The organism is Mesorhizobium sp. C268A, from assembly GCF_040324475.1.
Classification (GTDB): Bacteria; Pseudomonadota; Alphaproteobacteria; order Rhizobiales; family Rhizobiaceae; genus Mesorhizobium.
In genome coordinates, this window is record NZ_JAMYVX010000001.1 from 3063336 (window position 1) to 3087123 (window position 23788).

Genomic DNA, 23788 nt, shown 5'->3' on the forward strand with positions numbered 1-23788 from the left:
AAAAAGCCCGGTTCGACCGGGCTTTTTGATGTTGAAGACCGGTTCAGCGGCTGGTCAGGAAAACCGCTTCCTCGTCGTCGCGCTGCCTGCCGCCCAGGGCTGCCGCAGCGCTGGCGATGAAGGCGCCGATAACCAGCGACAGGGCGCCAAGCAGGGCGAAGGTGGCGCTGCCTTTCCGCGCGGCGTCGGCGGCCTGCTTTGCCTTGACCTTGGCGTCCTCGACCCTGGCCACCAGGGCGTCGACACGCGCCTTGGCGTCGGCCTCGGAAAGCCCGGTGCGGGCGGCGACCAGCTGCGACAGATAGGTCTTGTCGTCAGCCGAAACTTCGCCTGCCGCCGCACTGGCGATGAGGATGCGCGAAGCCTGCCCGGCCGCAGCCGCATCGCTGTCCGGATTGGCCGCCGCGAGCCTGGCGGCATCAGCCGGACGGAACAGCGTATCCACGAGATAGGACGTTGCATTGTCGGCCGGTGCGCTGCCGGCATTGGCGGACGCGCCGGCCGAAGCACCCATGGCGGCGCCTGAGGCAACAGTAGAAGCCGCCTGCACGCCTGAACCAAGCACTGCCGACAGCGCCGACCCGAGAATGCCGACGACCAGCAATGTCGCCAGCGCCCAGGCGAGGAGGCCGTGCGCGGTGTCACGGAAATAGACCTCGTCGGTGTGGATGCCGACCCATTTGGTGCGCAGGCGTCCGGTAAGATAGCCACCGACCCCGGAGGACAGCCATTGCACGATGATGAGCCAGATGGCGCCGGACACCGCGAAGGTGGTCAGCGAGGCACTGGCGCCGGACCACGGCGAGACCATGGTCAGCCCCAGCCCCGAACCGAGCAGCATGAGGATGAAGGTCAGCGTCGAGGCCGCGAAGGCGCCGGCGATGATCGGACCCCAGCTGACGGCCGGGGCGGAGGATTCCGTTGAGGCGGATACGTCGACAGCCGATACGGTGGACTGCATCGACGCCTCCTACCGTACGAACAGCATGATGAGAATGATGATCGGGATCGGAATACCGAGCAACCAGAGCAAAATACCGCGTCCCATAAAGAGCCTCCCTGCGAGAAATTGATCGATGTCGTCACAATGTTCCTGAGCGATTTCCGTTCCGAAGGGCAATGAAATGATTTGCTTGCCGGGAACGGAACTATTTTCCGCGCGGCCCGAGGCACAACTGCGAAACTGTGGATTGGTTCACGGAGTTCCACATGGGCTGCCGTGTATTGTTGGCTCGGTGAGCCGGGGGTAGCATGAGCGATCCCGCCGTCGGATGTCGTCAACGGAGACGCTGATGCCCAAGACTGTCGCATCGCTGGCTTACAAAAAGGCGCAGCCCGGCCAGGCGGTGGTGATCGTGCACGGCATGGGCGAGCAGCGGCCGATGGGTACGCTGAGGGGATTCGTCCAGGCGGTCTGGAGCAGCGATCCCACCCGTGCTCCACCCTACGCCCAGATTCCCGATCCGGCCGTTTCCGGCGCCACGATCAACCAGAGCTGGATCACGCCCGACAGCCGGACCAAGTCACACGAGCTGCGCCGCATCACCACGCCCTACGACGTCGATGGCCGCCGTACCGATTTCTACGAGCTTTATTGGGCCGACATCACGCAAGGCACGACGCGCGGCCGGCTGGCCGCCTGGGTGACGAACCTGTTGTGGCGCAAGCCCGCCGACATTCCGCTCGACGCCCGCAAGCTTTACGTCGCCACACTTCTGATCGTTATCGTCATTCTGGGCGCAGCACTCGTGCTGGCAACATCGGTCTGGCAACAGGCCGTTACCTTGACGACCGGCCTGATGATCACCACCCTCGCTTCTTTTGTCATCTGGGCGGTGGATCAGTTCGCCCTGCCCTATTTCGGTGACGTCGCCGCTTATGTGCGCGCCGAGGCGGCGACGATCGAGAAGCGTGCGCTGATCCGCGACAGAGGCCTGACGTTGCTCAAGACGCTGATGAAGGACGATGCTTACGACCGCATCGTGCTGGTCTCGCACAGCCTTGGGTCGATCATCGCCTATGATTTGCTGCAGATCCTGTGGGCCGAGTTCCGGCCGCGAAGGCTGGAAGCGGTCCGCGACAAGGCCAAACTGGCGGCGGTCGAGGCCGTCGACAAGGCAACGCTCGGCTCTGATGGGTCAGCGTGGCCAAAGAACCTTGAAGACCTCGCCGGATTCCGGCGCGGTCAATGGGCGCTCTACCAGCAGCTTCGGACCAAGGACGCCGACCACCCGCTGCCCTGGAAGATCAGCGATTTCGTCACGCTTGGCAGTCCGCTCTCCCACAGCGAATTCCTGGTGACCTACAATCTCGCGGAATTCAGGCGTGGCCTTGCCGAGCGCCTGTTCTCGGCTTGCCCGCCGATTGCCGATGACGGGCGCCCCGGCGGCACCGTGCTTTACCGGGAAGGACACAGCCAAGGCAAGGCGCAGCGCGCGGTGCATCATGGCGCGGTGTTTGCGGCAACGCGCTGGACGAACGTCTACGACCGCGGCAATGGCTGGGCGACAGGCGATCCGATTTCCGGTCCGATGACGGAAAACTTCGGCCCCGGTGTGGAGAACATCCAGATCGAGCTTCGCAGCTCACTTGGCCGTATCTTCACCCACACGCTTTATTGGTCATCGACGGCAAACGGCGTCGAAATCGCCCTGCCGGCGGGCACCGCGCCGCGCTCGCATCTGCAAGTGCTGCGCGACGCGGTGGACCTTGGTCGGAAGCTGGAGCCAAAGGCCTGACCCGGAGTGGAGCTCCGGCGGCAAGGCCCCCAGCCCTCAAATGTCCAGATTGGCAACTGACAGCGCGTTGTCCTGGATGAATTCGCGCCGCGGTTCGACCTCGTCGCCCATCAGCCGCGAAAACAGCGAATCCGCATCGGTGGCGTCATTGACCTTGACCTGCAGCAGCGAACGCACATTCGGGTCGAGCGTGGTTTCCCAGAGCTGCTCGGCATTCATCTCGCCGAGGCCCTTGTAGCGCTGCATGGTCAGGCCCTTGCGGCCGGTCGCAAACACCGCGTTGAGCAGCGCCAGCGGCCCCGAAATGGTTTCGGAGACATCCTTGCGGCGCAGCACCGGCGGCTCGCCATAGACTTCCATGAGGCGCGGGGCATAGCGGTCGAGCTGGCGTGCGTCGGCCGAATTTATCAGCCCGGCATCGAGCTGCGCGAATTCCTTGACGCTGCGCACCGTGCGTTCGAACACATAGCCGCCGACGCCTTCATTGGAGGTCGACAGCCGGCCGGTCCAGCCGCGCTCGGTGTCCTCGGCAATGATGTCAAGGCGCTGGGCGACGCGTTCGGCCATGGCATTGGCGCGGCCGAGGTCGTTTAGCACATCGGCGTTGAGCGCGCCGGCGATCGCCGCCTGTTCGACCACGCCCCTGTTGTAGCGCGTGTGCAGCCCGTTGATGAGCTGGCGCACGGCCAGTGCATCATCGATCGAGCCGCGCAGATCCTGTCCGGCCCGCGCCTCGCCGGAGGCAAGCGTCAGCGACGCCTCCTCCAGCCCGGAGCCGATCAGGAACTCCTCGAAGGCGCTCTCGTCCTTGATGTATTGCGAGCTTTTTCCGCGCGTCACTTTGTAGAGCGGCGGCTGGGCGATGTAGAGATGGCCGCGCTCGATCAGCTCCGGCATCTGGCGGAAGAAGAAGGTGAGCAGCAAGGTCCTGATATGGGCGCCGTCGACGTCGGCGTCGGTCATCAGGATGATCTTGTGGTAGCGCAATTTGTCGGCGTTGAACTCGTCCTTGCCGATCGAGGTGCCGAGCGCGGTGATCAGCGTGCCGATCATCTCGGAGCCGAGCATGCGGTCGAAGCGCGCCCGCTCGACATTGAGTATCTTGCCGCGCAACGGCAGGATTGCCTGGTTCTGGCGCGAACGGCCGCCCTTGGCAGAGCCGCCGGCCGAGTCACCCTCGACGATGAAGATTTCGGATTTCGCCGGGTCGCGTTCCTGGCAGTCGGCAAGCTTGCCAGGCAGAGAGGTGACGCCGAGCGAGCTTTTGCGGGTGATGTCTCGGGCCTTGCGCGCGGCTTCGCGCGCCGCGGCCGCCTGGATCACCTTGTCGATGACCACCTTGCCCTCGGTCGGGTGTTCTTCCAGCCAGGTGCCAAGCGCCTCGTTGACCAGGCCTTCGACCACCGGGCGGACTTCCGACGAGACCAGCTTGTCCTTGGTCTGGGAGGAGAATTTCGGGTCGGGAACCTTGACCGACAGCACCGCCGTCAGGCCTTCGCGGCAGTCGTCGCCGATCAGCGCCACCTTTTCCTTCTTGGTCAGGCCCGACGATTCGCCATAGCCGGTGATCTGGCGCGTCAGCGCGCCACGGAAGCCGGCCAGATGGGTGCCGCCATCGCGCTGCGGGATGTTGTTGGTGAAGGCCAGCACGTTCTCGTGGTAGCTGTCGTTCCACCACATCGCCACTTCGACGGTAATGCCGTCGCGCTCGGCCTTGATGGCGATCGGCTTGTCGATCAGCGGTTTCTTGACCCGGTCGAGATATTTGACGAACTCTTCCAGGCCGCCATCATAGTGCAGTTCGTGGCGCACGAGATCGGCATGGCGGGCATCGGTCAAGATGATGCGTACGCCGGAATTCAGGAAGGCGAGTTCGCGCAGCCGGTGCTCCAGCGTGCCGAAGTCGAACTCGACCATGGTGAAGGTTTCGGACGACGGAAAGAAGGTGATCTCGGAACCGCTGCGGCCCTCATAGGTGCCGGGCTGCTTGTTCTGCTCATAGCTGCCGGTCGCCTTGAGCGGCGCATCGGCATTGCCATGCGTGAAGCTCATCTCGAAAATCTGGCCGTTGCGGCGGATTTTCAGCTTCAGCCAGGCCGACAACGCGTTGACCACCGAGACGCCGACGCCGTGCAGGCCGCCAGACACCTTGTAGGAATTCTGGTCGAATTTGCCGCCGGCATGCAGCTGCGTCATGATCACTTCGGCCGCCGAAATGCCTTCGCCAGTGTGAATATCGGTCGGAATCCCGCGGCCATTGTCGATAACGGTGACCGAACCGTCGGGATTGAGCGTCACCGTGACCAGATCGGCATGGCCGGCCAGCGCCTCGTCGATGGCGTTGTCGACCACCTCATAGACCATGTGATGCAGGCCCGAGCCGTCGTCGGTGTCGCCGATATACATGCCCGGCCGCTTGCGGACAGCGTCCAACCCCTTCAAAACCTTGATGGAATCGGCGCCGTATTCGGCCTCAGCGCCGTTGGCGTTGTCGCTTTGATCGCTCATGAAAACCTGTCTGATTGATGCCGCATGCTCAGCGCGAAAAAATGGCTTCGAATCACGCCGCTTTGATGTCCTAGATATAGGCGCAAAAGGCGGTTTTTCCAAGGTTTGCGGGCATTTCAGGGCTGAATCCCGAGCTGGCAGCCGGCTATTTTTTCGCGGCTTTCAATTTGGCCAGAAGACGGCGCAGATATTTGATCGTGGGTTTGTCCCTCGGCGCCAGTTTGCCTGTGCGGTCAAGCTCCAGCGTCAGGTCTAGCGCCTGCGACAACACAGCCTTCGGATTCTTCGCCACATAGGCATAGTTGATATAGGCCTGTACCAGATCGAATTGCCAGATCGCATTGTCCGGATCGGACAGGGCCAACCGCTGGCGGATGGCCAGGCTGGCTTCGAAGGCCTTCTTCGAGCCCTCATAGTGGCGCTGCTTGGTCTCCAGCAGGCCTATTTCCTCGAACGTGATCGACAGGTCGCGCTGCCAGTCGGAATTGCCCGGGTCGAGATTTGCCAACCGGTCGGCAATGACGAGACTGTCCTGGTAGTTCTGCAAAGCACCGGCGATATCGCCCTGGGCATCAAACACGCCGGCAATTTTTTCCAGACAGACCGACAGGTCGCGCTGCCAATCGGTGTTGCCTGGGTCGCTGGCGGCAAGGTCTCGCGCCGTGGCCAGCGCCTGCTGGTAGGCCTCCAACGCGAATGGCCAGTCCTTCTGGTCGCCGTAAGCATTGCCGATCTTGGCGTAACCGACCGACAGGTCGCGCTTCAAATCGGTGTCGTTTGAGTCGCGGCGCACCAGCGCTTCGGCGATTATTTGGCTCTTGTTGTAGGCGTCGAGCGCGCCCGCAGCGTCGCCACGCTCGCGCAGGACGTCGCCGATCCTGGTGTAGCTGACGGAGACGGCGCGCTGATGCCTGGGGTCGTCGGGGTTGTTCTGCGCCAGCGCCAGCCGAATTCTCAGGCTCTCTTCGAATGCAGTCTGGGCGCCATCCAGCTGGCCGGCGGTACGGGCAAGACCGCCGATTTCGTCGTAGGTAATGGTCAGGTCGCGCAGCAGATAGACGCTGTTCGGCTCGGCATCGGCCAATTGCTGCTTGATGGACAGGCTTTGCTGGTAGGCCTGGGCTGCCGCACCCAGGTCGCCTTGCGTGGCCAGCACATTGCCGATCTTGTCATTGGCCATGGCGAGATCGCCGAGCCAGTCCTTCTTGTCCGGCACGTCTGTGGTCAGGCCCTGCAACATGTCCCTGGCCGCCTCATAGTTTTGCAGGGAGGCCGGCAGATCGCCTTGCGCCATCTTGATGTTGGCGAACTTGATATGGCCGATGGCGAGGTCGCGCTTGACGCTCGGATCGGTTTCCTGGCGCGCTCGCTGCTCAAGATTGGCGACCAGCGCCGCAAAGGCGCGGCCGGCGGCGTCGGTGTTGCCGACCGTTGTGTAGAGGATGCCGAGCTCTTCCAGCGTGCGGCTTTGGCGGTCGGCCTGTTCCAGGCTGAGCGAGGTCTGCCCGGCTTCGCCATAGAGCGCCAGCACCGTTTCATAGTCCTTGATGGCGGTTGCATAGTCCAGGGTGGCACGCGCCGCGCCGCCCGAGAGAAATCGCGTCGCGGCTTCGGACAGGGTGCGGCTGACGAAATTGGCCTTCAACGCCTGGCGCGAGACATTGTCGACGTCGGCGGCCTTGGCGAGGATCACGCGTGCACCATCGAAAGCGCCGAGCGCCAACTGTTCCTCGGCCTGGCGGCGCAGTTCGGTCACCTGCGGGTCGTCGGCGGCCAGCGTCTTCATCTCGCCGCGCACCTTGACGAAGGCGTCGGCCGCCTCGCGCAGCTTGGCGTCCAGGCTTTCGCCGGAGAGATGGCTGGTGTCGGAACTGATCAGCGCGCCATAGAGCGGCGCCAGCGGCATGTCGGCATCGCTGGCGACCCGTTCGACCGCGCCGCGCATTTCCGGCGTCACATCGGCCATGGCAAGCAACAGCCGCTCGCGCTCCGGCAGTTGTTCCTTGGCCGCCGAGGCGAAGAACAGCTTCGGCAGCCCGCTCTCGACGTAGGGCAGCTGTTTTCCGCGCGAAAGGTCGTAGACCTCCTGCTGCACCAGCGTCAGCACCGAGCGGATTTCGAGCCCGTCGGTGCCGAGGTATTTGATCAGCGCCGCTGTAAAGGGCGAATTCGCACCGGTACCGTCGGCAGCCGTCTCGCCGGGCGCCGCCGAAAAGGCGAACAGGATGTTTTCCGCCTTGCCGACGCGTCCGAGGCCCGGCTTGATCTTGTCCACCAGGTCCTTGATCAGCGATGTGGCGCCACGCCCGTCGCCGTTGCCGCCTGTGAACGGATCGCTGCGGCAGGCGTCGAGCACGATCAGCCCGACCTTCGCCGTGGCGGCAACCGCATCGCGCACTTCCTCCAACGGCAGGCTGGTCTTCTCCAGCTGGTCGAGCGAGGAGGCATCGGCATCGACCGGCAGAAGACGGTTGTCGCCGGAGATTTCGACGCCATGGCCGGAGAAATACACCAGCGCCACGTCGGCGCCCATGGCGTCCTCGCGAAAATCGTCGAGAGCCCGGCGCATGCGCCTGAGATCACGATTGGTCTCGACCACGACCTCGAAGCCGAGCTTCTTCAGCGCCACTTCCATCACCTCGCCGTCATTGACAGGATTGGCCAGCGGCCGCACCAGCCGGTAGTCGTCCTCGGCAATGACCAACGCCACGCGCCGCTCCGCCACCGCTGTGGCGGTGGTCGCAAGCATCAACAGCAAGGCAAACAACAGGCGCAAATCGAACCGCCCCCGGCTCAGTCACCTGCCGACCATTCCACCTCTTTATGGCATGAGCAAGCCGGGGCCGGCTGCGTTACGTAGCCCGCATCGGCTTCAGCGCCCCGCTCCAGCGCGAGAGCTCGTCCAGCATGGTCTTGGTCCCACCCTCTACCTGCTCACTAGCCTGGAAGGAGCCGTCGCTCTCCAGCAGTTTCTGATACATCGGCAGCGCGACGCCTTCCGAGATGGGCATGACGCCCACCGCGGTCAGCAGCGGCTTCAGCGCCTGCGCGGCGCGCAGGCCTCCGGAAATGCCGCCATAGCTGAAGATGGCGGCTGGCTTGTATTTCCATTCGCGCGCAAGGTAGTCGATGGCGTTGACGATCGCAGGCGCCACGAAATAATTGTACTCCGGCGCCACGAACACGAAGGCGTCGGCGGCATCAATGACCTTCGACCAGGCTTTGGTGTGGTCGTTCTGGTAATTGCCGAGCCTGGGGTGATGCGGCTCGTCCAGAACCGGCAGATGGAACGTGGCAATGTCGGTCAGCACCGGTTCGAATTTGCCGTGCTCGCGGGCAAAATCCTCCAGCCAGTGGGCGAAGACCGGCCCGGCGCGGCCCGGCCGCGTGCTGCCGATTATGATGTTCAGCTTGTGCTTCAAGCGGACTCTCCTGGGCGATTGGCAGTAGCTGTTGGTAACTGTCACCTATGGCAGAGTGTCCAACCGGACAAGCCGCAACCGTTTCACCGGCGGTCACGATCCGATGAACACACCGTCTGTCGGGCACACCGGGCGCTGCAGCGTTTCAGTTTGCCGTTCGGTCACATGGACGCCCGGATTGCCAGCCACTACATCTGAGCTATCAGCGGAGCACCTCATGGACACGCAGCCCGTCCCCTTCGTGCCGCCGGCGCCCAGGCCGCGCACGACGCCGCCTTCGACGCTGGAGATGATGCGGATCGTCTACCGCAATCCGCTCGAACTGTGGGGCGAGCACACCTACAACGAGCCCTGGATTTCGGCGAATGGCGTCGGCGGGCATCTGATCGTCGCCAACGATCCCGGCCTCATCCGCCACGTGCTGATCGACAACGCCAAGAACTACAAGATGGCAACGGTGCGCCAGATGATCCTGCGGCCGATCCTGCGCGACGGGCTGCTGACCGCCGAAGGCGAGGTGTGGAAGCGGTCGCGCAAGGCGATGGCGCCGGTGTTCACGCCGCGGCATATCTTCGGCTTTGCCGAGCCGATGCTGCGCCGCACGATGCAGTTCGTCGCCCGCTACGAGGAGGGCGGCATGACCGATGTCGCCCACGACATGACGCTGCTCACCTACGATATCCTGGCCGAAACGCTGTTTTCGGGCGAGATTGCGGGCGAGCCCGGCAGTTTCGCGCAGGAAATCGACCGCCTGTTCGAAACCATGGGCCGTGTCGATCCGCTCGACCTGTTGCGCGCGCCCGAATGGCTGCCGCGGCTGACCCGCATCCGCGGCCGCAAGACCATGGCCTATTTCCGCAAGATCGTCACCGATACAGTCAAGATGCGCGAGGAGCGGCTGAAGCGCGACCCCGACACCGCGCCGCAGGATTTCCTGACGCTTCTGCTGCGCGCCGAAGGCCCCGACGGGCTGACGCGGGCGGAAGTCGAGGACAACATCATCACCTTCATCGGCGCCGGCCACGAGACCACCGCGCGGGCACTGGGCTGGACGATCTACTGCCTCGCCGAAGCGCCGTGGGAGCGTGAAAAGGTCGAGCGCGAGATCGAGGCCGTGCTGGCGCGCGAACCCGACCCAACGAAATGGCTCGACGCAATGCCGTTCACCCGCGCCGCCCTCGAGGAGGCGCTGCGGCTTTATCCGCCGGCGCCGTCGATCAACCGCGAGCCGATCGAGACGGAGACCTGGAACGATCTGGTGCTCCCCAAGCGCGCGGCCGTACTGGTGATGCCTTGGGTCGTCCACCGCCACAGAAAACTGTGGGACATGCCCGATGCCTTCATGCCCGAACGCTTCCATCCGGGAAACCGCGAGAAGATCGACCGCTTCCAGTATCTGCCATTCGGCGCCGGTCCGCGCATCTGCATCGGCGCCAGCTTCGCCATGCAGGAGGCGATCATTGCGCTGGCCATCATGCTGTCGCGCTTCCGCTTCGACGTGACCGCCGAGACCAAACCGTGGCCGGTGCAGAAACTGACGACACAGCCGCAGGGCGGCCTGCCGATGCAGGTGACGCGGCGCGTTTAACGGCGCAACGCCTCGTTACGCGATGCCGGCGGGCTTGCGCTGGAACTGGCCTGCGGCGCGGAAGCGCCAGAGATAGCTGGGCAGGATGGTGCCGATAGACTGCGGCTGGATATCGAGGCCGGCAAGGTTCCGGTTGGCCTTGTTGGCCTCCTCCGACACGATGTTGGGCTGGCGCAGCAGCAGCACCTGGTCCTTGGTCAGCAACGGGTTGGGCAGCAGGCCGAGGATCGAGGCCTGCAGATTGGCCATCCACCACGGCACCGGTACCAGGAGCCGCTTGCGCTCGATGACGGTCAGCAGCTCTTCCATGCACTGCTTGAAGGTGAGCACTTGCGGCCCGCCGAGTTCATAGATCTGGCCGCCCTTGATCTTGCCCTCGACCGAACGCGCCACCGCTTCGGCGACATCGCCGACATAGACCGGCTGGAACTTGGTCTGGCCGCCGCCGATCAGCGGCAGCACCGGCGAATAGCGCGCCATGTCGGCGAAGCGGTTGAAGAAACTGTCCTCGGGTCCGAAATTGATCGACGGACGGAAGATGACGGCGTCCGGGATCGTCTCCAGGACGGCCTTTTCGCCGAGCGCCTTGGTGCGGGCATAGTCGGACTCGGCGTTGAGGTCGGCGCCAAGCGCCGAAATATGGGTCAGTCCTGCGCCGACCGAGCGCGCGGCTTCGGCGACGGCGCGGGCGCCGAATTCGTGCACGGTGTTGAATTTCTGCCGGCCGCTTTCATGCGGGATGGCGACCAGATTGATGACATGGTCGGCGCCCTGCACGGCGCGGTCGACGGACCAGCGCACGCGCACATTGGCCTGCACCGGCTGGATCTGGCCGACATTGCCGAGCGGCTGCAGATGTCCCGCGAGATCGGGCCGGCGCACCGCCACCCTGATGCGGTAGCCGCGCTTGGCCAGCGCCCGCACGATGTGGCGGCCGACGAAGCCGGAGCCGCCGAAGACGACCACGAGCTTGGGGATCTGCAGGATTTCGGTCATGGCTGGCTCCGGCGCTCGAAAGCTTGGCTGAAGCCGTTTCATAGTCCGTTTTGGGCCAAAGGCAAAGGGTGACGCGTCGTCGCTGCCACCCTCTTATAGACCCTTCAGAACGCCTTGCCGATGCGCGCGTCGACCGACTGGCGGTTGCCGCCGCGGATAACGAAGAACAGCAGGATCGCCGCCCATAGAAGCGACTTTTCAGCGCCGGAAAAGCCCTGGCCGACAGTGATCCAGTGGAACCAGACGGTGACCAGCAGCACGATCATGCCGGCAAAGGCGGCGGGCCGAGTCAACAGGCCGATGGCGATCAGAATGCCGCCGAAGAATTCGGTGCAGGACAAAAGCAACGACCAGAACGCGCCGGGATAGAAGCCGAGGCCTTCGACCATCTCGGCGGCGCCGAAAGGGTTGGTGATCTTCTGCGAGCCGTGAATGGTGAGAAACCCGCCGGCGACGACGCGCAGAAGGGTTTCGGCGCCATCATGCAGCGACGAATACAGGCGGCCAAACACCGGAACGATAAGTTTGCCGCGGGAAGCGTCGGTGGTTGCGGACATCGTAGCTCCTGTTGTTGTGACGATCCCTTGCAAACGCCCGATGGTTCCCGGCAAGTCAAGTTAACAAAAGTTAACTTCCGCCATCATGTTTTAGCACACAGAGCACGAACGCAGAAAACCCCGCCGAAGCGGGTTTTCCGGGTGACGCAACGGTCGAGACAGAGCGCAACCGGGCGGATAAGCTGAGACGGCATACGCCCGCCCGGGCCCTGGACGTATCCGACAGAAGACACCGACCGGGCAAACCCGACCCGGCAGCTATTGGTCGTTGCGATCGGTAGAAAGGTTCAGCCAGGTCGCGTTGTCGCAGGACCGCTTCAGCCCGAATAGCGCTCGGCGAACTCGGAAATGCGCTGCACCACGGCTTTGGGGGCATTGATGCCGCGCGCCTGCGCCTTCTCGGCCGCTTCGGCCCGCGCCCGGCCCGGCACGTGCACGCCAAAGCGCCGGCGCAGCCGGTCGAGCTGGTCCTTCATGCGTTGCTCGAAATCCGGGTCAAGCAGCTTGGGCTCGACGGCGAGCACGAACAGGCCGGTTCCCGGGCTGTCCGGTCCGCCGGAGAACCAGGGCGCGTCGAGCGACCAGTTGGCGCCCGACAGGCCGGCAGCCAGGACTTCGACCATCAGCGCGATGTTGGCGCCGCGCTGGCCGCCGAAGGCCAGCATGGCGCCCTTCATGGCCGCGGCCGGATCGGTGGTCGGGTTGCCGCTGGCGTCCAGCGCCCAGCCTTCGGGGATCTTCTTGCCGTCCTCGGCCGCCTTGCGGATGTTGACGAACGCGGTGGCGCTCGACGACTGGTCGATGACCAGCGGCGCGCCATCGGCGGCGGGTGCCGCAAACGACATCGGGTTGGTGCAATAGACCGGCTTGACCGAGCCCGAGCCTGCCAGCACCGCCGGCCCGTTGGTGGCGGCGAAGGAGACCAATCCCAATTGCGCCAGACGCCCGGTGAAATAGCCTAGTGCGCCGCAGGTATAAGCGTTCTTCTGCGAGAAGATGGCGACGCCGAACAGCTTTGCCGCCTTGGCAAGGTCATCGATGGTGCGGTCGAAGCCGGTATGGGCGAGGCCGCCACGCGCATCGGATTTATAGACGGCGAGCGCCGGCCTGGTGATCACGGGATCGGCATTGCCGTCGATGCGGCCGGCTTCCAGCGCTTCGAGGTAATCGATGAAATGGGTCAGCCCGACGGTCGAAAGCCCTTCCGCCTCGGCGGCAATGATCGAGGCCGTGAGCGACCGCGCCGCCTCCTCATTGGCGCCGGCGCCGAGTGCCGCCATCCGGCACAGCCCTGTTGCCTGGTCGAGAGAGAGTTGCATGGTGCGGACCCGATTGGTGGTGAGTGAGTAGGGAGTAGTCAGTAGGGAGTAGCGAAAGCAAGCGGTTTCCCGGTCATATGTTGACTACTCACTACTGCCTACTCACTAGCCCACCTTGTTCGGAATCCGCGCCTCGATCTTGCTGAATGCAAACACCAGTATGCCGGTGATGATCATGTAGATCAGCGCCAAAAGCAGCAAGGGTTCGTAGGTGAGGTAGGTGTCCTGCCGGACCTTGGACGAGACGGCGAAGATGTCGATGACGCTGATCGTCGCCACCAGCGGCGTCGACTTCAGCTGCAGCACGGTTTCGCCGGTCAGCGTCGGCAGCGCCCGGTAGATGGCCTGCGGCAGCCAGATGCGGCGGAAAATCTTCCAGCGGCTCATGCCGAAGGCGCGGGCTGCCTCGAGCTGCCCCTTGGGCACGCCGGCAAAGGCGCCGCGCATCACTTCACCCTCGTAACCGGCGAAGGACAAGGTCAACGCCAGCACGCCATAGGGCCAGGCTTGCCTGAGATACGGCCACATCCAGGACTCGCGGATCCACGGATATTGCGGAAACAGCGAGCCGAGCCCGTAATAGAGCAGCCAGAGCTGGATCAGCAGCGGCGTGCCCCTGATGACGGTGCAGAATGTCCTGGCGGGGGCGGAAAGCCAGAACGGGCCGGCGGCCTGCGCCAGCCCGAGCGGCACGGCGAGCAGGAAGCCGAGAAAGCAGGTGACGGCCAGGATCCACAGCGACCGCCAGATGCCGAGAAGCCCCATTTCATAATATTGCGGCAGCCAGTCCCAGCGCATGAAGAAGGCGGCGCTCAGCACCAGCCCGATCGCGATCAGGATCAGCACGATGCGATGCGGCTGCAGCCACAGCGACGTGCGCGCGGCAGCGTTGATGATGATCGCTTCTCCGGCCATCAGCGCGCATCCTTGAGCGACGGCATACCGCGCCGCGACCAGGCCTCGACGCGGCCGATGAGCAGGTTGGAGACCAGCGACAAGATGAGATAGAGCACGCCCGCGGCGAAAAAGAAGGTGAAATAGGCTTTGGTGACCCCCGCAGCCTGCCGCGTCGCCAGCGCCAGCTCGTAAAAGCCGACGACCGCCAGAAGGGCCGTATCCTTGGTGGCGATCAGCCACAGATTGGCGAGCCCGGGTATGGCGAAGGGCAGCATCGCCGGCAAGGTGATGCGCCGCAGCATGAGCCCGGGTGACATGCCATAGGCGCGGGCGGCTTCGATCTGGCCCTGCGGTATGGCTAGGATGGCGCCGCGGATCACTTCGGTCGAATAGGCACCCTGGACAAAGCCGAGCACGGCGATGCCCGCGGCAAGGCCGCTGATGTCGACGCGCTGGTAGCCCATTGCCGTCAGCGCCTGGTTGATCAGGTCCGTCCCGGCATAATAGAGCAGCAGGATCAGCACCAGTTCGGGCACGGCGCGCACGATGGTGGTGTAAACCGCCAGCAGGTCGCGCACGACCGGACCGCCGTAAAGCTTGCCAAAGGCGCCACCGGTGCCGATCAGGAGACCGAGGACCGTGGCGCCGAGCGCGATCTCGATCGAATGGAGCAGTCCAAGCAAGAGCGTGCCGCCCCAGCCCGGCGGATTGGGCGAAAGGAGCTCTATGATGCCGGCCGCCGAGGCCGAAAGAAGTGCGTCGATCAGCGTCGCCCCCGGATTGCTGGCTTCAACCACCGCCGACGGCAGCGCCGGCGGGGGCAGGGAGGCATGGCGCTGACGCCATGCCCCCTAGCTCATGCGAGGATCGTCAGTTCGACTGCGCGCCGCCACCACCGTAAATGTCGAAATCGAAGTATTTCTTCGATATCTCGTCATATTTGCCGTTCGAGCGGATCGCCTTGATGCCGGCGTTGATCTTGGCCTTAAGGTCGGTGTCTTCCTTGCGCACGCCGGCGCCCACGCCCGGTCCGAGCACTTCATCGTCCGGAGCCACCATGCCCTTCAGATCGCAGCAGGCCTTGCCCTGGTCCGACTTCAGGAATGCGTCGAGCGCGATCGAATCCGCCTGGACGGCGTCGAGGCGGCCTGCGGCCAGATCGTTGTTGGCTTCGTCCTGCGTCTGGTATTCCTTGATCTCGGCGGCCGTGGGCCCGAAATGCTTCTTGGCATAGGCCGAATGGGTGGTCGACACCTGCACGCCGAGCACTTTGCCCTTGAGATCGTCCGGCGTGGCGCCGAATTTCTGGTCCTTCGGCCCGATGATGGCGGTCGGCGTGTTGTAGTACTTATCCGAGAAGTCGATGGTCTTCTCGCGTTCGGCAGTGATCGACATCGAACTGGCGATGACGTCGATCTTCTTGGTCGTCAGCGCCGGGATGATGCCGTCCCAGGCGACAGGCGTGATGACGCAGTCGAGCTTCTCCTCGGCGCAGACGGCGTCGATGAACTCGATTTCCCAGCCAACCCATTTGCCGGAAGCGTCCGGCGAGGTGAAGGGCGGATAGGGCTCGGCGGCGACGCCGATCTTGACCGGATCGGCCTTGGCCACGCCCATGGCGGCGACGCCGAGCAGCAGCGCTGCGGCGAATGTTTTCAGAACAGTCTTCATGTCACGACTCCCAGTTTGTTGTTGGTTCCCGGTTTTCTTCCGTCCCGGCTTGTCCTAGCCGATGTTGCGGATGAACTGCTTCAGCCTTTCGGATTTCGGTGCGCCGAATATCTGCTCCGGCGGCCCCTCTTCCTCGACCAGCCCGTTGCAGAGGTAGACGACATGGGTCGCGACCTCGCGGGCGAATTTCATTTCATGCGTGACCAGCACCATGGTGCGGCCCTCGCGCGCCAGGTCGCCGATCACCTTCAGCACCTCGCCAACCAGCTCCGGGTCGAGCGCCGAGGTCGGCTCGTCGAACAGCATGACGCGCGGGTTGATGGCCAGGGCGCGGGCGATCGCCGCGCGCTGCTGCTGACCGCCGGAGAGATAGGCCGGATAGACGTCGCGCTTTTCGGCGAGGCCGACGCGCGCCAAAAGCTTTTCGGCTTCCCTGATCGCCACGTCGCGCCTTACGCCCAGAACATGCACCGGAACCTCGATGACGTTCTCGATCAGCGTCATGTGGCTCCACAGGTTGAAGTTCTGGAACACCATGCCGAGCTTGGCGCGGATGCGTTCGATCTGCCGGCGGTCGGCGGGCACGGTGTGGCCGTGGCTGTCGGCCTTGAGTTTGATCTCCTCGCCATTGACGCGGATGATGCCGCTGGTCGGGTTTTCCAGGCAGTTGATGCAGCGCAGCAGCGTCGACTTGCCGGAACCCGAGCCGCCGATAATGGCGATCACTTCGCCGTCGCGCGCCGACAGCGAAACGCCTTTCAGCACATGCAGCTGGCCGAATTTCTTGTGCAGGTTCTCGACATGGATGGCTTCGGCGGCGCCGTCCTGCGCCTTGCCGGATTGGACTGCGGCGGTTCCCGCCGCGCTCACCGGGGAACCTCTGCCACAGGGTCCACGGCAGATCGTCGAACGTCTATCCGGCTAATCAACATACGCTGTAATGCCCACTCCAGACTTCAGCATGGACCCAACAGCGCGAGCCCGTCAATCCCGCTCATTACGGCACTTGCGGCCTTATTGTGCAAGTGTATAAATAGCCTCCGATGAAATTTTTTCCATTTTTTTCACCTTGAACACGGCATTGAAAAGGGCACTGATGAGCGCTTTCGGATCACAATCCATGGCGGCGCCGTTGCGGCGCGTGCTGATGCGGTCGGCGGCCAATGCCATGCGCGGTGCCGACCGGGCTACCTGGCACTATGGCCCGGGTTTCGACCCGGCGAAAGCGGCGGCGCAGCACGCGGCTCTCGCTGAGCTGGTGGCGGCGTCCGGCGCCGAAATCGAATGGATCGATGACAAGGCCGACGGGCTGTCGGATTCCGTATTCACCCACGACCCGTCGCTGATGACCGACCGCGGCGCGCTGATCCTGTCCATGGGCAAGCCATTGCGCGCCCGGGAGCCATCGCTGCATGAGGAAACCTACACACGCCTGGGTATTCCCATCCTCGGCCGCGTCCAGGCTCCCGGCCAGGTAGAAGGCGGCGATTGCGTATGGCTGGATGCCAGCACGCTGGTGATCGGGCGCGGGGTGCGCTCCAACCAGGAAGGCATACAGCAGGTTTCCAATCTGCTGACGCCGCTCGGCATTTCCGTCTACGGTTTCGATCTGCCGCTGTGGCAGGGCGAGGAGGCGTGCCTGCATCTGATGTCGGTGATCAGCCCGCTGGCCGACGACCTGGCCCTGGTCTATTCACCGCTTTTGCCGGCGCCGTTCTATCAGTTGCTGAAGGCGCGCGGCATCCGGCTGGTGGAAGGCGACGCCGAAGAGTTTGCCGCGTCCAACGGCCTCAGCCTGAACGTGCTGCCGACCAGCCCGCATAAGGTCATTGCCGTCGCCGGCTTTCCCAAGACCAAGGCCGCGATGGAAGCCGCCGGCTGCACGGTTCAAATCTTCGAGGCGGATGCCCTCTGCATCGCCTGCGAAGGTGGGCCGACATGCCTGACGCGGCCCATCCTGCGGCAATGAATGAGCGCCGCAAGTTCCGCCGCGAGGGCGAGGAGCGGCGGCGGCAGGATCTGATTGACGCGACCCTGGACAGCGTGGCCGAACATGGGCTGGAGGGCGCCAGCCTGCGCACCATCGCACTGCGCGCCGGTGTCACCGCCGGGCTGATCCGGCACTATTTCCCCGGCAAGGAAGACTTGCTGCAGGAAACGTACGCGGCGCTGATGGGCCGCATGACCGAGCGGGCGAAGGCGGCATTGCTCATGGAAGACGCCTCGCCGCGCCAGCGCCTTGCGGCCTTCGTTACCGCCAACCTCAACGCGCCGATCATCGATGCACGCGTGTTTTCGCTGTGGGCAACCTTCATCGGCCGCGCCGGCGCGGATCCGAGCCTGGCTCGCGCCCACCGCGAAGGCTATCTTGGCTTTCGCAACGAGGTGGAAGCAGTCGTTGCCGAAGTGCTCGGCGCCGAGCAGCGCAGGCCAAACGCAAATGAACTGCGCCGCCATGCCATTGCCATCAACGCGATCATCGACGGGCTCTGGATCGAAGGCTGTCTGGCCGCAGAGATGTTCTCGCCTGGCGAATTGGCGGCGATCGGCGTCAAAGCCATAGAGGCCGAGCTCGGCCTCGCGCCGCAAAAGGGAGAGAAGCCATGACCACCATCGGCGAAGCGCTGATCACGCTGCTCGAAGCGCATGGCGTCGACACCGTTTTCGGCATTCCTGGCGTCCACACTGTCGAGCTTTACCGCGGGCTGGCGCGTTCAAAGATACGCCATGTCACGCCGCGTCACGAACAGGGCGCCGGCTTCATGGCCGACGGCTATGCCCGCGCCAGCGGCCGGGCGGGCGTTGCCTTTGTCATCACCGGACCGGGGCTGACCAACACCATCACCGCAATGGGCCAGGCGCGCGCCGATTCGGTGCCGATGCTGGTGATTTCGGGCGTCAACGCGATGCCGACGCTGGGCAAGGGGCTGGGCTTCCTGCACGAACTGCCGGACCAGCGCGGCATGATGGAGAAGGTGGCGCTGTTTTCGCAGCGTGTCACCGAGGCCAGCGAATTGCCGGGCGCTCTGGCGCGGGCCTTTGCGCTGTTTTCGTCGTCGCGGCCAGGCCCCGTCCATATCGAGATCCCGACCGACGTCATGGTCAAACCGGCCGACGGCATCGCTGCTTCGCTCACCAATGCGGCGCCGCCGGCGCCGGATGGCGCAGCCATTGCCGAGGCAGCCAAACTGATCGCAGCCGCGCGCCGACCGCTGATCCTTGCCGGTGGCGGCGCCAAGCGCGCCGAACAGCCACTGCAGCGCCTGGCCGAGCGGCTCGGCGCACCTGTCGTCCAGACCGCCAATGCGCGCGGTCTGCTGCACGCGCATCCGCTTTGCGTGCCGGCCAGCCCCAGCCTGAAGGCGGTGCGTGCGCTGATGGCAGACGCCGATCTGGTCATCGCCGCCGGCACCGAATTCGGCCCGACCGACTATGACGGTTACAGCGACGGCGGCTTCGTGCTGCCCGCCAATCTGATCCGCATCGATATCGGCGCCGACCAGCTCGCCCGCCGCCCGGTGAGCGTCGGCATCCAGGCCGATTGCGCGGAGGTGCTTGGTGCACTGCTAGGCGCGCTCCACCCTGATCATGCCGCAGCGAAGGACGGCGAGAGCCGCGCAGCCGCGTCGAGAAAGGCGGCCTTTGCCGAGCTCAGCCCGGCCTATGCCGCGCAGGTGCGTGCGGTGGAAACCATCCGCGACGCACTGCCGGGCGCCATCATCGTCGGCGATTCCACCCAGCCGATCTACGCCGCCAATCTCTATTACGACCATGACCGGCCAGGCGGCTGGTTCAACGCCGCCACCGGTTTCGGCGCGCTCGGCTACGGGCCGCCGGCGGCGATCGGCGCAGCGCTCGCCATGCCCGGCGTGCCGGTGGTTTGCCTGACCGGCGACGGCGGCTTCCAGTTCACCTTGCCGGAGCTAGGCGCGGCGCTCGATGCACCCGCACCGGTCATCTTCGTCGTCTGGAACAACAGAGGCTATCGCGAGATCGAAACGTCGATGCTCGATGTCGGCGTCGAGCCGGTCGGCGTGTCCCCGGCGCCGCCGGATTTCTGCAAGCTGGCCGAGGCCTACGGCATATCAGCCGAGCGGCTTGCCGGTACTGCCGGTCTCGCCGATGCGCTCAAACGCGCACGCGCAACCAGACTGCCGCACGTCATCGAAATCACCATCGACTGACGCCTGGCCGCGCGCCGTACGTCCATGCGCGGGGGTCGGAAGGGGCGGTCGGCGGCTTCGAGCGATGCAAAGACGCAACAACTGCCATGTCGAGATGTCGGTTGAGTGATCGTGCAAAAGGCGCGACGCTCTGCGTCGGCGCGGCACGACAAGCGACATAATCATAAGAAACGACAGGAGCGTTCAGGATGACGGAAACAGTTCAGGGCAAGCATATCGTGGTGACCGGTGGCACCGGGGCGCTGGGTGCCGCGGTCGTCGGCAAATTGCTGGCGGACGGTGCGATCTGCCATGTGCCCAATGCCCACGCGTCGGCCCCCACGCATTTCCCCTTCGCGGCCCATGATCGCGTCCGGCTGGCGCATAATGTCGATCTCGCCGATCCTGCCAAGGTCGATGCCTTCTATGACAGCGTTCCCGAATTGTGGGCCTCCATCCATCTGGCCGGCGGCTTTGCCATGGCCCCCGTCGAGAAAATCGAATCCGCATCCTTTGCCGAAATGATGGACACCAACGCCCGCACCGCCTTTCTGTGCTGCCGCGCGGCAGTACGCTCCATGCTGGGCTCGAACACAGCGGGCCGCATCGTCAATGTCACGGCACGCGCCGGGCTCGACCCGCGCAGAGGCGCCGGCATGGTCGCCTATACCGCCAGCAAAGCGGCAGTGGCGGCGATGACCGTGGCGATGGCGGAAGAGCTGAAGCACAAAGGCATACTGGTCAACGCGGTAGCGCCCTCGACGCTCGATACGCCGGCCAACCGCGCCGACATGCCGGATTCCGATTTCGGCAAATGGGTCAGCCTCGAAGCCGCCGCCGAGGCAATCGCCTATCTGGCATCACCGGCCAATCTGGCAATGAGCGGAACGCTGGCGCCACTTTACGGCCGCGCCTGAAGTTCCGCCGCGCAGGCGACTCATTTGGTTTGGCTTCCGATGGCGGCCTTTGCCGACCTCGCCTGATCTACAGCGGAGGTTAGCCATTCAATCATGGCGACCGCCGACGCCTCCACGGCATTAGAAGGCCTGCGACTACGTCAGGTTCGAGACGCCCGCTTCCACGACCTCGACTGCGTCGCCGATGGCGATCGCGCCGGCGTTGTTGGGAATCGCATTCTGGCCGAAGATGATGCCGCCCTTGGCGGAGCGGTGGATTTTGCCAAGCGTCTGCAACGGCTCGCGCGGGTCCGGCTGCTCGCCGCTCAACGGATCTCGGGTCGTGATGACGCACCGCGAGCAAGGCTTTGCGATGCACAACTCGACAGCGCCGATGCGGATCGTCTTCCAGCTGTCTTCGAGCCATGCGCCGTCTGCGTCGACGACGATGTTTGGCCGGAACCGCGCCATCTCGATGGGCCTGGCAAGATGGCTGTTCAGATGGTTCAGCGAGCCTGTCGTGGCGATCAGCAGCGGAAAACCGTCGGCAAAGCCGACGAAATCGCCGGGCTGGCCGAATTCCGCATCGACCGGCCGGTTTTGCGGATCGTCGAAATAGACGAGATCGACGGGCCGGCCAAGAATAGCCGAGAGATAGGCGCCGGCGGCCGGATCGCCCGGCCGCGCGGCAGCCATATCCTTCCAGATCTTGACTTGCCGGAGCGCGGTGCCGGGAGCCGGAGCCTCGACGAAGTGCGAGCCATGCCTGTCATGTTTCAACAGGATGCCCGTTTCGCGATGCTCGACGTCGATCGTCGTCATATCAGGTATCTGGCGAATGGTGAGGAACTGCCCATCCTTGTCGACGACCATCCAGCGGCGGTCGCCTTCCATGCCCATTGTCTCGATGTCGGCGCTCGGCACGGCATGGCCGCGCAGGCTCTTGACCGGATAGCGATAGAGTTCGACGACCTTCATCCCGCATGCTTCTCTGTTGCCCGAAGGGCCTTCCGTGTTTACGTCTGCAACGACGGCCGAGCCTACAACCGCGCGTGCGGAATTGAAGGGGTTGCACGGTCTTAGTCTTGTGCCAATCGCGCAGCCGAGCATGAAAAACCCGCGAGCCTTGCGGCCCGCGGGTTTTCTTGTTCAGGCTGCGCGCGAGGCGCAGCCGAGGCCTAGCTTGCGCGAAGCGGCTTACGCGCTGCGCGCGAAGCGGCTTAGCTGCCCTGCTTCTTCAGCGCGGCGCCAAGGATGTCGCCCAGCGAAGCGCCGGAGTCGGTAGAGCCGTACTGTGCGACGGCTTCCTTCTCTTCGGCGATTTCCAGCGCCTTGATCGAGACCTGCAGCTTGCGGGTCTTCTTGTCGAAGGCGATGACGCGGGCGTCCAGCTTCTGGCCGACCGAGAAGCGCTCGGGGCGCTGCTCGTCACGGTCCCGGCTGAGGTCGTTGCGCTTGATGAAGGTCTCGATGCCGCTGTCGACCAGCCGCACTTCCAGACCGCCATCCTTGATGCCGGTGACTTCGCAGGTGACGACGGCGTTCTTGCGCAGTTCGCCTGAAGTCGCGGCTTCGCCGACCGTATCCTTGGCCAGCTGCTTGATGCCGAGCGAGATGCGCTCCTTGTCGATGTCGACGTCGAGCACCTGCGCCTTGACCATGTCGCCGCGATTGTACTCTTCGATGACCTGCTCGCCCGGACGGGTCCAGTCGAGGTCGGAGAGGTGCACCATGCCGTCCACGTCGCCTTCGAGGCCGATGAACAGGCCGAACTCGGTCTTGTTCTTGACCTCGCCCTCGACCTGGCTGCCGACCGGATGGCTCGCGGCAAAAGCCTGCCACGGGTTTTCCAGCGTCTGCTTGAGGCCGAGCGAGATGCGGCGCTTGGCCGGATCGACCTCGAGCACCACAACGTCGACTTCCTGCGTCGTCGACAGGATCTTGCCGGGGTGCACGTTCTTCTTGGTCCACGACATTTCTGAAACGTGGATGAGGCCTTCGATGCCCGGCTCCAGCTCGACGAACGCGCCGTAGTCGGTGATGTTGGTGACGGTACCCTTGATCTTCTTGCCGATCGGGAACTTGGTGCCGATCTCGGACCACGGATCGCTCTCGAGCTGCTTCATGCCGAGCGAGATGCGGTGGGTTTCCTGGTTGATGCGGATGATCTGCACCTTGACCGTCTGACCGATGTTGAGGATTTCGGTCGGATGGTTGACGCGGCGCCACGCCATGTCGGTGACATGCAGCAGGCCATCGATGCCGCCGAGGTCGACGAACGCACCGTAGTCGGTGATGTTCTTGACGACGCCTTCGACAACCTGGCCCTCTTCGAGGTTCTGCACGATTTCCGAACGCTGTTCGGCGCGGCTTTCCTCGAGCACGGTGCGGCGCGACACAACGATGTTGCCGCGGCGGCGATCCATCTTGAGGATCTCGAAGGGCTGCGGGTTGTGCATCAGCGGGGAGACATCGCGGATCGGGCGGATATCGACCTGGCTGCGCGGCAGAAAGGCCACGGCGCCGTCGAGGTCGACAGTGAAGCCGCCCTTGACCTGGTTGAAGATGACGCCTTCGACGCGCTCACCCTTGGTGAACTTCTCTTCGAGCTTGACCCAGCTCTCTTCGCGGCGGGCTTTGTCGCGCGACAGGACGGCTTCGCCCAGCGCGTTTTCGATGCGCTCGACCATGACCTCGACCGTGTCGCCGACCTTGAGCGTCGAGTCCTTGCCCTTGACGCCGAATTCCTTCAGCGGCACGCGGCCTTCGACCTTGAGGCCGACATCGATGATGGCCATGTCTTTTTCGATCGCCAGGATCGTGCCCTTGACGACCTGACCTTCGCCGGAGTGACCGGTGGTAAATGATTCTTCGAGCAGGCTCGCGAAATCGTCGCGAGTGGGATTTGCAGCTGACATATTTTCTCCTGGAGTGCCCCGCATCTGAAGCGGGACGGGCGCCGTGGGTTAGCGTTGCGTTGGCCTGCCGGCGTTCCGGGCTACAAAAGCCCTGGGCCGCCTAAGCGGCAATTCC

20 protein-coding genes are annotated in these 23788 nt (G+C 64.3%); 6 read left to right on the forward strand and 14 right to left on the reverse strand.

Annotation, left to right across the window (positions count from 1 at the left end; translation table 11 throughout):
- Window positions 1-43: 43 nt before the first annotated feature.
- Window positions 44-961, reverse strand: coding sequence for a membrane protein (locus NKL06_RS14700; protein WP_023693145.1), 918 nt, complete (start codon window positions 959-961; stop codon window positions 44-46).
- A gap of 331 nt (window positions 962-1292) precedes the next feature.
- Here NKL06_RS14700 and NKL06_RS14705 point away from each other — a divergent pair, with 331 nt between their 5' ends.
- Window positions 1293-2738 (forward strand): hypothetical protein, encoded by a 1446-nt coding sequence (locus NKL06_RS14705; RefSeq protein WP_023703663.1) that lies wholly within the window; start codon window positions 1293-1295, stop codon window positions 2736-2738.
- A 36-nt stretch (window positions 2739-2774) separates the two neighbouring features.
- On the opposite strand, the gene gyrB is transcribed toward NKL06_RS14705, so the two are convergent.
- The 3 genes from gyrB to NKL06_RS14720 all read right to left on the reverse strand — a co-directional run bounded on the left by gyrB (window position 2775) and on the right by NKL06_RS14720 (window position 8668).
- On the reverse strand, window positions 2775-5246 hold the full coding sequence (gyrB, locus tag NKL06_RS14710) for a DNA topoisomerase (ATP-hydrolyzing) subunit B (RefSeq protein ID WP_023671333.1): 2472 nt from the start codon (window positions 5244-5246) through the stop codon (window positions 2775-2777).
- 145 nt (window positions 5247-5391) lie between these two features.
- On the reverse strand, window positions 5392-8022 hold the full coding sequence (locus tag NKL06_RS14715; protein WP_023683525.1) for a caspase family protein: 2631 nt from the start codon (window positions 8020-8022) through the stop codon (window positions 5392-5394).
- Between the two features lie 76 nt (window positions 8023-8098).
- Window positions 8099-8668 carry an NADPH-dependent FMN reductase gene (locus NKL06_RS14720; protein WP_023683526.1) on the reverse strand — a complete coding sequence of 190 codons (570 nt, stop codon included), beginning with the start codon at window positions 8666-8668 and terminating at the stop codon, window positions 8099-8101.
- Between the two features lie 217 nt (window positions 8669-8885).
- Between NKL06_RS14720 and NKL06_RS14725 the strand changes: the two genes are divergently transcribed.
- A complete protein-coding gene (locus NKL06_RS14725) occupies window positions 8886-10256 on the forward strand; it encodes a cytochrome P450 (protein WP_023693144.1) in 1371 nt (456 codons plus the stop codon).
- Between the two features lie 15 nt (window positions 10257-10271).
- Here NKL06_RS14725 and NKL06_RS14730 read toward each other — a convergent pair whose 3' ends face one another.
- The 8 genes from NKL06_RS14730 to NKL06_RS14765 all read right to left on the reverse strand — a co-directional run bounded on the left by NKL06_RS14730 (window position 10272) and on the right by NKL06_RS14765 (window position 16866).
- Window positions 10272-11252 carry a complex I NDUFA9 subunit family protein gene (locus NKL06_RS14730; protein ID WP_023693143.1) on the reverse strand — a complete coding sequence of 327 codons (981 nt, stop codon included), beginning with the start codon at window positions 11250-11252 and terminating at the stop codon, window positions 10272-10274.
- Between the two features lie 104 nt (window positions 11253-11356).
- The gene (locus NKL06_RS14735) at window positions 11357-11809 is read right to left on the reverse strand and encodes a DoxX family protein (protein WP_023689223.1); all 453 of its coding nucleotides are present in this window, start codon (window positions 11807-11809) and stop codon (window positions 11357-11359) included.
- Between the two features lie 317 nt (window positions 11810-12126).
- Complete coding sequence (locus NKL06_RS14740; RefSeq protein ID WP_023693142.1) at window positions 12127-13128, reverse strand: Ldh family oxidoreductase; 1002 nt, start codon at window positions 13126-13128, stop codon at window positions 12127-12129.
- A 105-nt stretch (window positions 13129-13233) separates the two neighbouring features.
- Window positions 13234-14043, reverse strand: a complete 810-nt coding sequence (locus tag NKL06_RS14745; protein ID WP_023693141.1) for an ABC transporter permease — start codon at window positions 14041-14043, stop codon at window positions 13234-13236.
- Entirely contained in the window at window positions 14043-14756 is a 714-nt protein-coding gene (locus NKL06_RS14750; RefSeq protein WP_196814080.1) for an ABC transporter permease, read from the reverse strand. Before NKL06_RS14750 ends, NKL06_RS14745 begins: the two co-directional genes overlap by 1 nt.
- Window positions 14757-14895: 139 nt before the next feature.
- A complete protein-coding gene (locus tag NKL06_RS14755) occupies window positions 14896-15696 on the reverse strand; it encodes a transporter substrate-binding domain-containing protein (protein ID WP_023671323.1) in 801 nt (266 codons plus the stop codon).
- Between the two features lie 54 nt (window positions 15697-15750).
- Window positions 15751-16566 carry an ABC transporter ATP-binding protein gene (locus NKL06_RS14760; RefSeq protein ID WP_023693139.1) on the reverse strand — a complete coding sequence of 272 codons (816 nt, stop codon included), beginning with the start codon at window positions 16564-16566 and terminating at the stop codon, window positions 15751-15753.
- Window positions 16567-16710: 144 nt separating this feature from the next.
- Window positions 16711-16866, reverse strand: coding sequence for a hypothetical protein (locus tag NKL06_RS14765; RefSeq protein ID WP_196813600.1), 156 nt, complete (start codon window positions 16864-16866; stop codon window positions 16711-16713).
- Between NKL06_RS14765 and NKL06_RS14770 the strand changes: the two genes are divergently transcribed.
- The 4 genes from NKL06_RS14770 to NKL06_RS14785 all read left to right on the forward strand — a co-directional run bounded on the left by NKL06_RS14770 (window position 16793) and on the right by NKL06_RS14785 (window position 20776).
- Window positions 16793-17665, forward strand: a complete 873-nt coding sequence (locus tag NKL06_RS14770; protein WP_023693138.1) for a dimethylarginine dimethylaminohydrolase family protein — start codon at window positions 16793-16795, stop codon at window positions 17663-17665. The genes NKL06_RS14765 and NKL06_RS14770 overlap by 74 nt on opposite strands.
- Complete coding sequence (locus NKL06_RS14775) at window positions 17635-18303, forward strand: TetR family transcriptional regulator C-terminal domain-containing protein (protein WP_023693137.1); 669 nt, start codon at window positions 17635-17637, stop codon at window positions 18301-18303. Before NKL06_RS14770 ends, NKL06_RS14775 begins: the two co-directional genes overlap by 31 nt.
- On the forward strand, window positions 18300-19880 hold the full coding sequence (locus tag NKL06_RS14780; protein WP_023693136.1) for a 5-guanidino-2-oxopentanoate decarboxylase: 1581 nt from the start codon (window positions 18300-18302) through the stop codon (window positions 19878-19880). Before NKL06_RS14775 ends, NKL06_RS14780 begins: the two co-directional genes overlap by 4 nt.
- Before the next feature lie 188 nt (window positions 19881-20068).
- Complete coding sequence (locus tag NKL06_RS14785) at window positions 20069-20776, forward strand: SDR family NAD(P)-dependent oxidoreductase (protein WP_023693135.1); 708 nt, start codon at window positions 20069-20071, stop codon at window positions 20774-20776.
- Between the two features lie 135 nt (window positions 20777-20911).
- Here NKL06_RS14785 and NKL06_RS14790 read toward each other — a convergent pair whose 3' ends face one another.
- Complete coding sequence (locus tag NKL06_RS14790; RefSeq protein ID WP_023693134.1) at window positions 20912-21733, reverse strand: MOSC domain-containing protein; 822 nt, start codon at window positions 21731-21733, stop codon at window positions 20912-20914.
- A 242-nt stretch (window positions 21734-21975) separates the two neighbouring features.
- Window positions 21976-23673 carry a 30S ribosomal protein S1 gene (rpsA, locus tag NKL06_RS14795; RefSeq protein WP_023671316.1) on the reverse strand — a complete coding sequence of 566 codons (1698 nt, stop codon included), beginning with the start codon at window positions 23671-23673 and terminating at the stop codon, window positions 21976-21978.
- Between the last annotated feature and the right edge of the window lie 115 nt (window positions 23674-23788).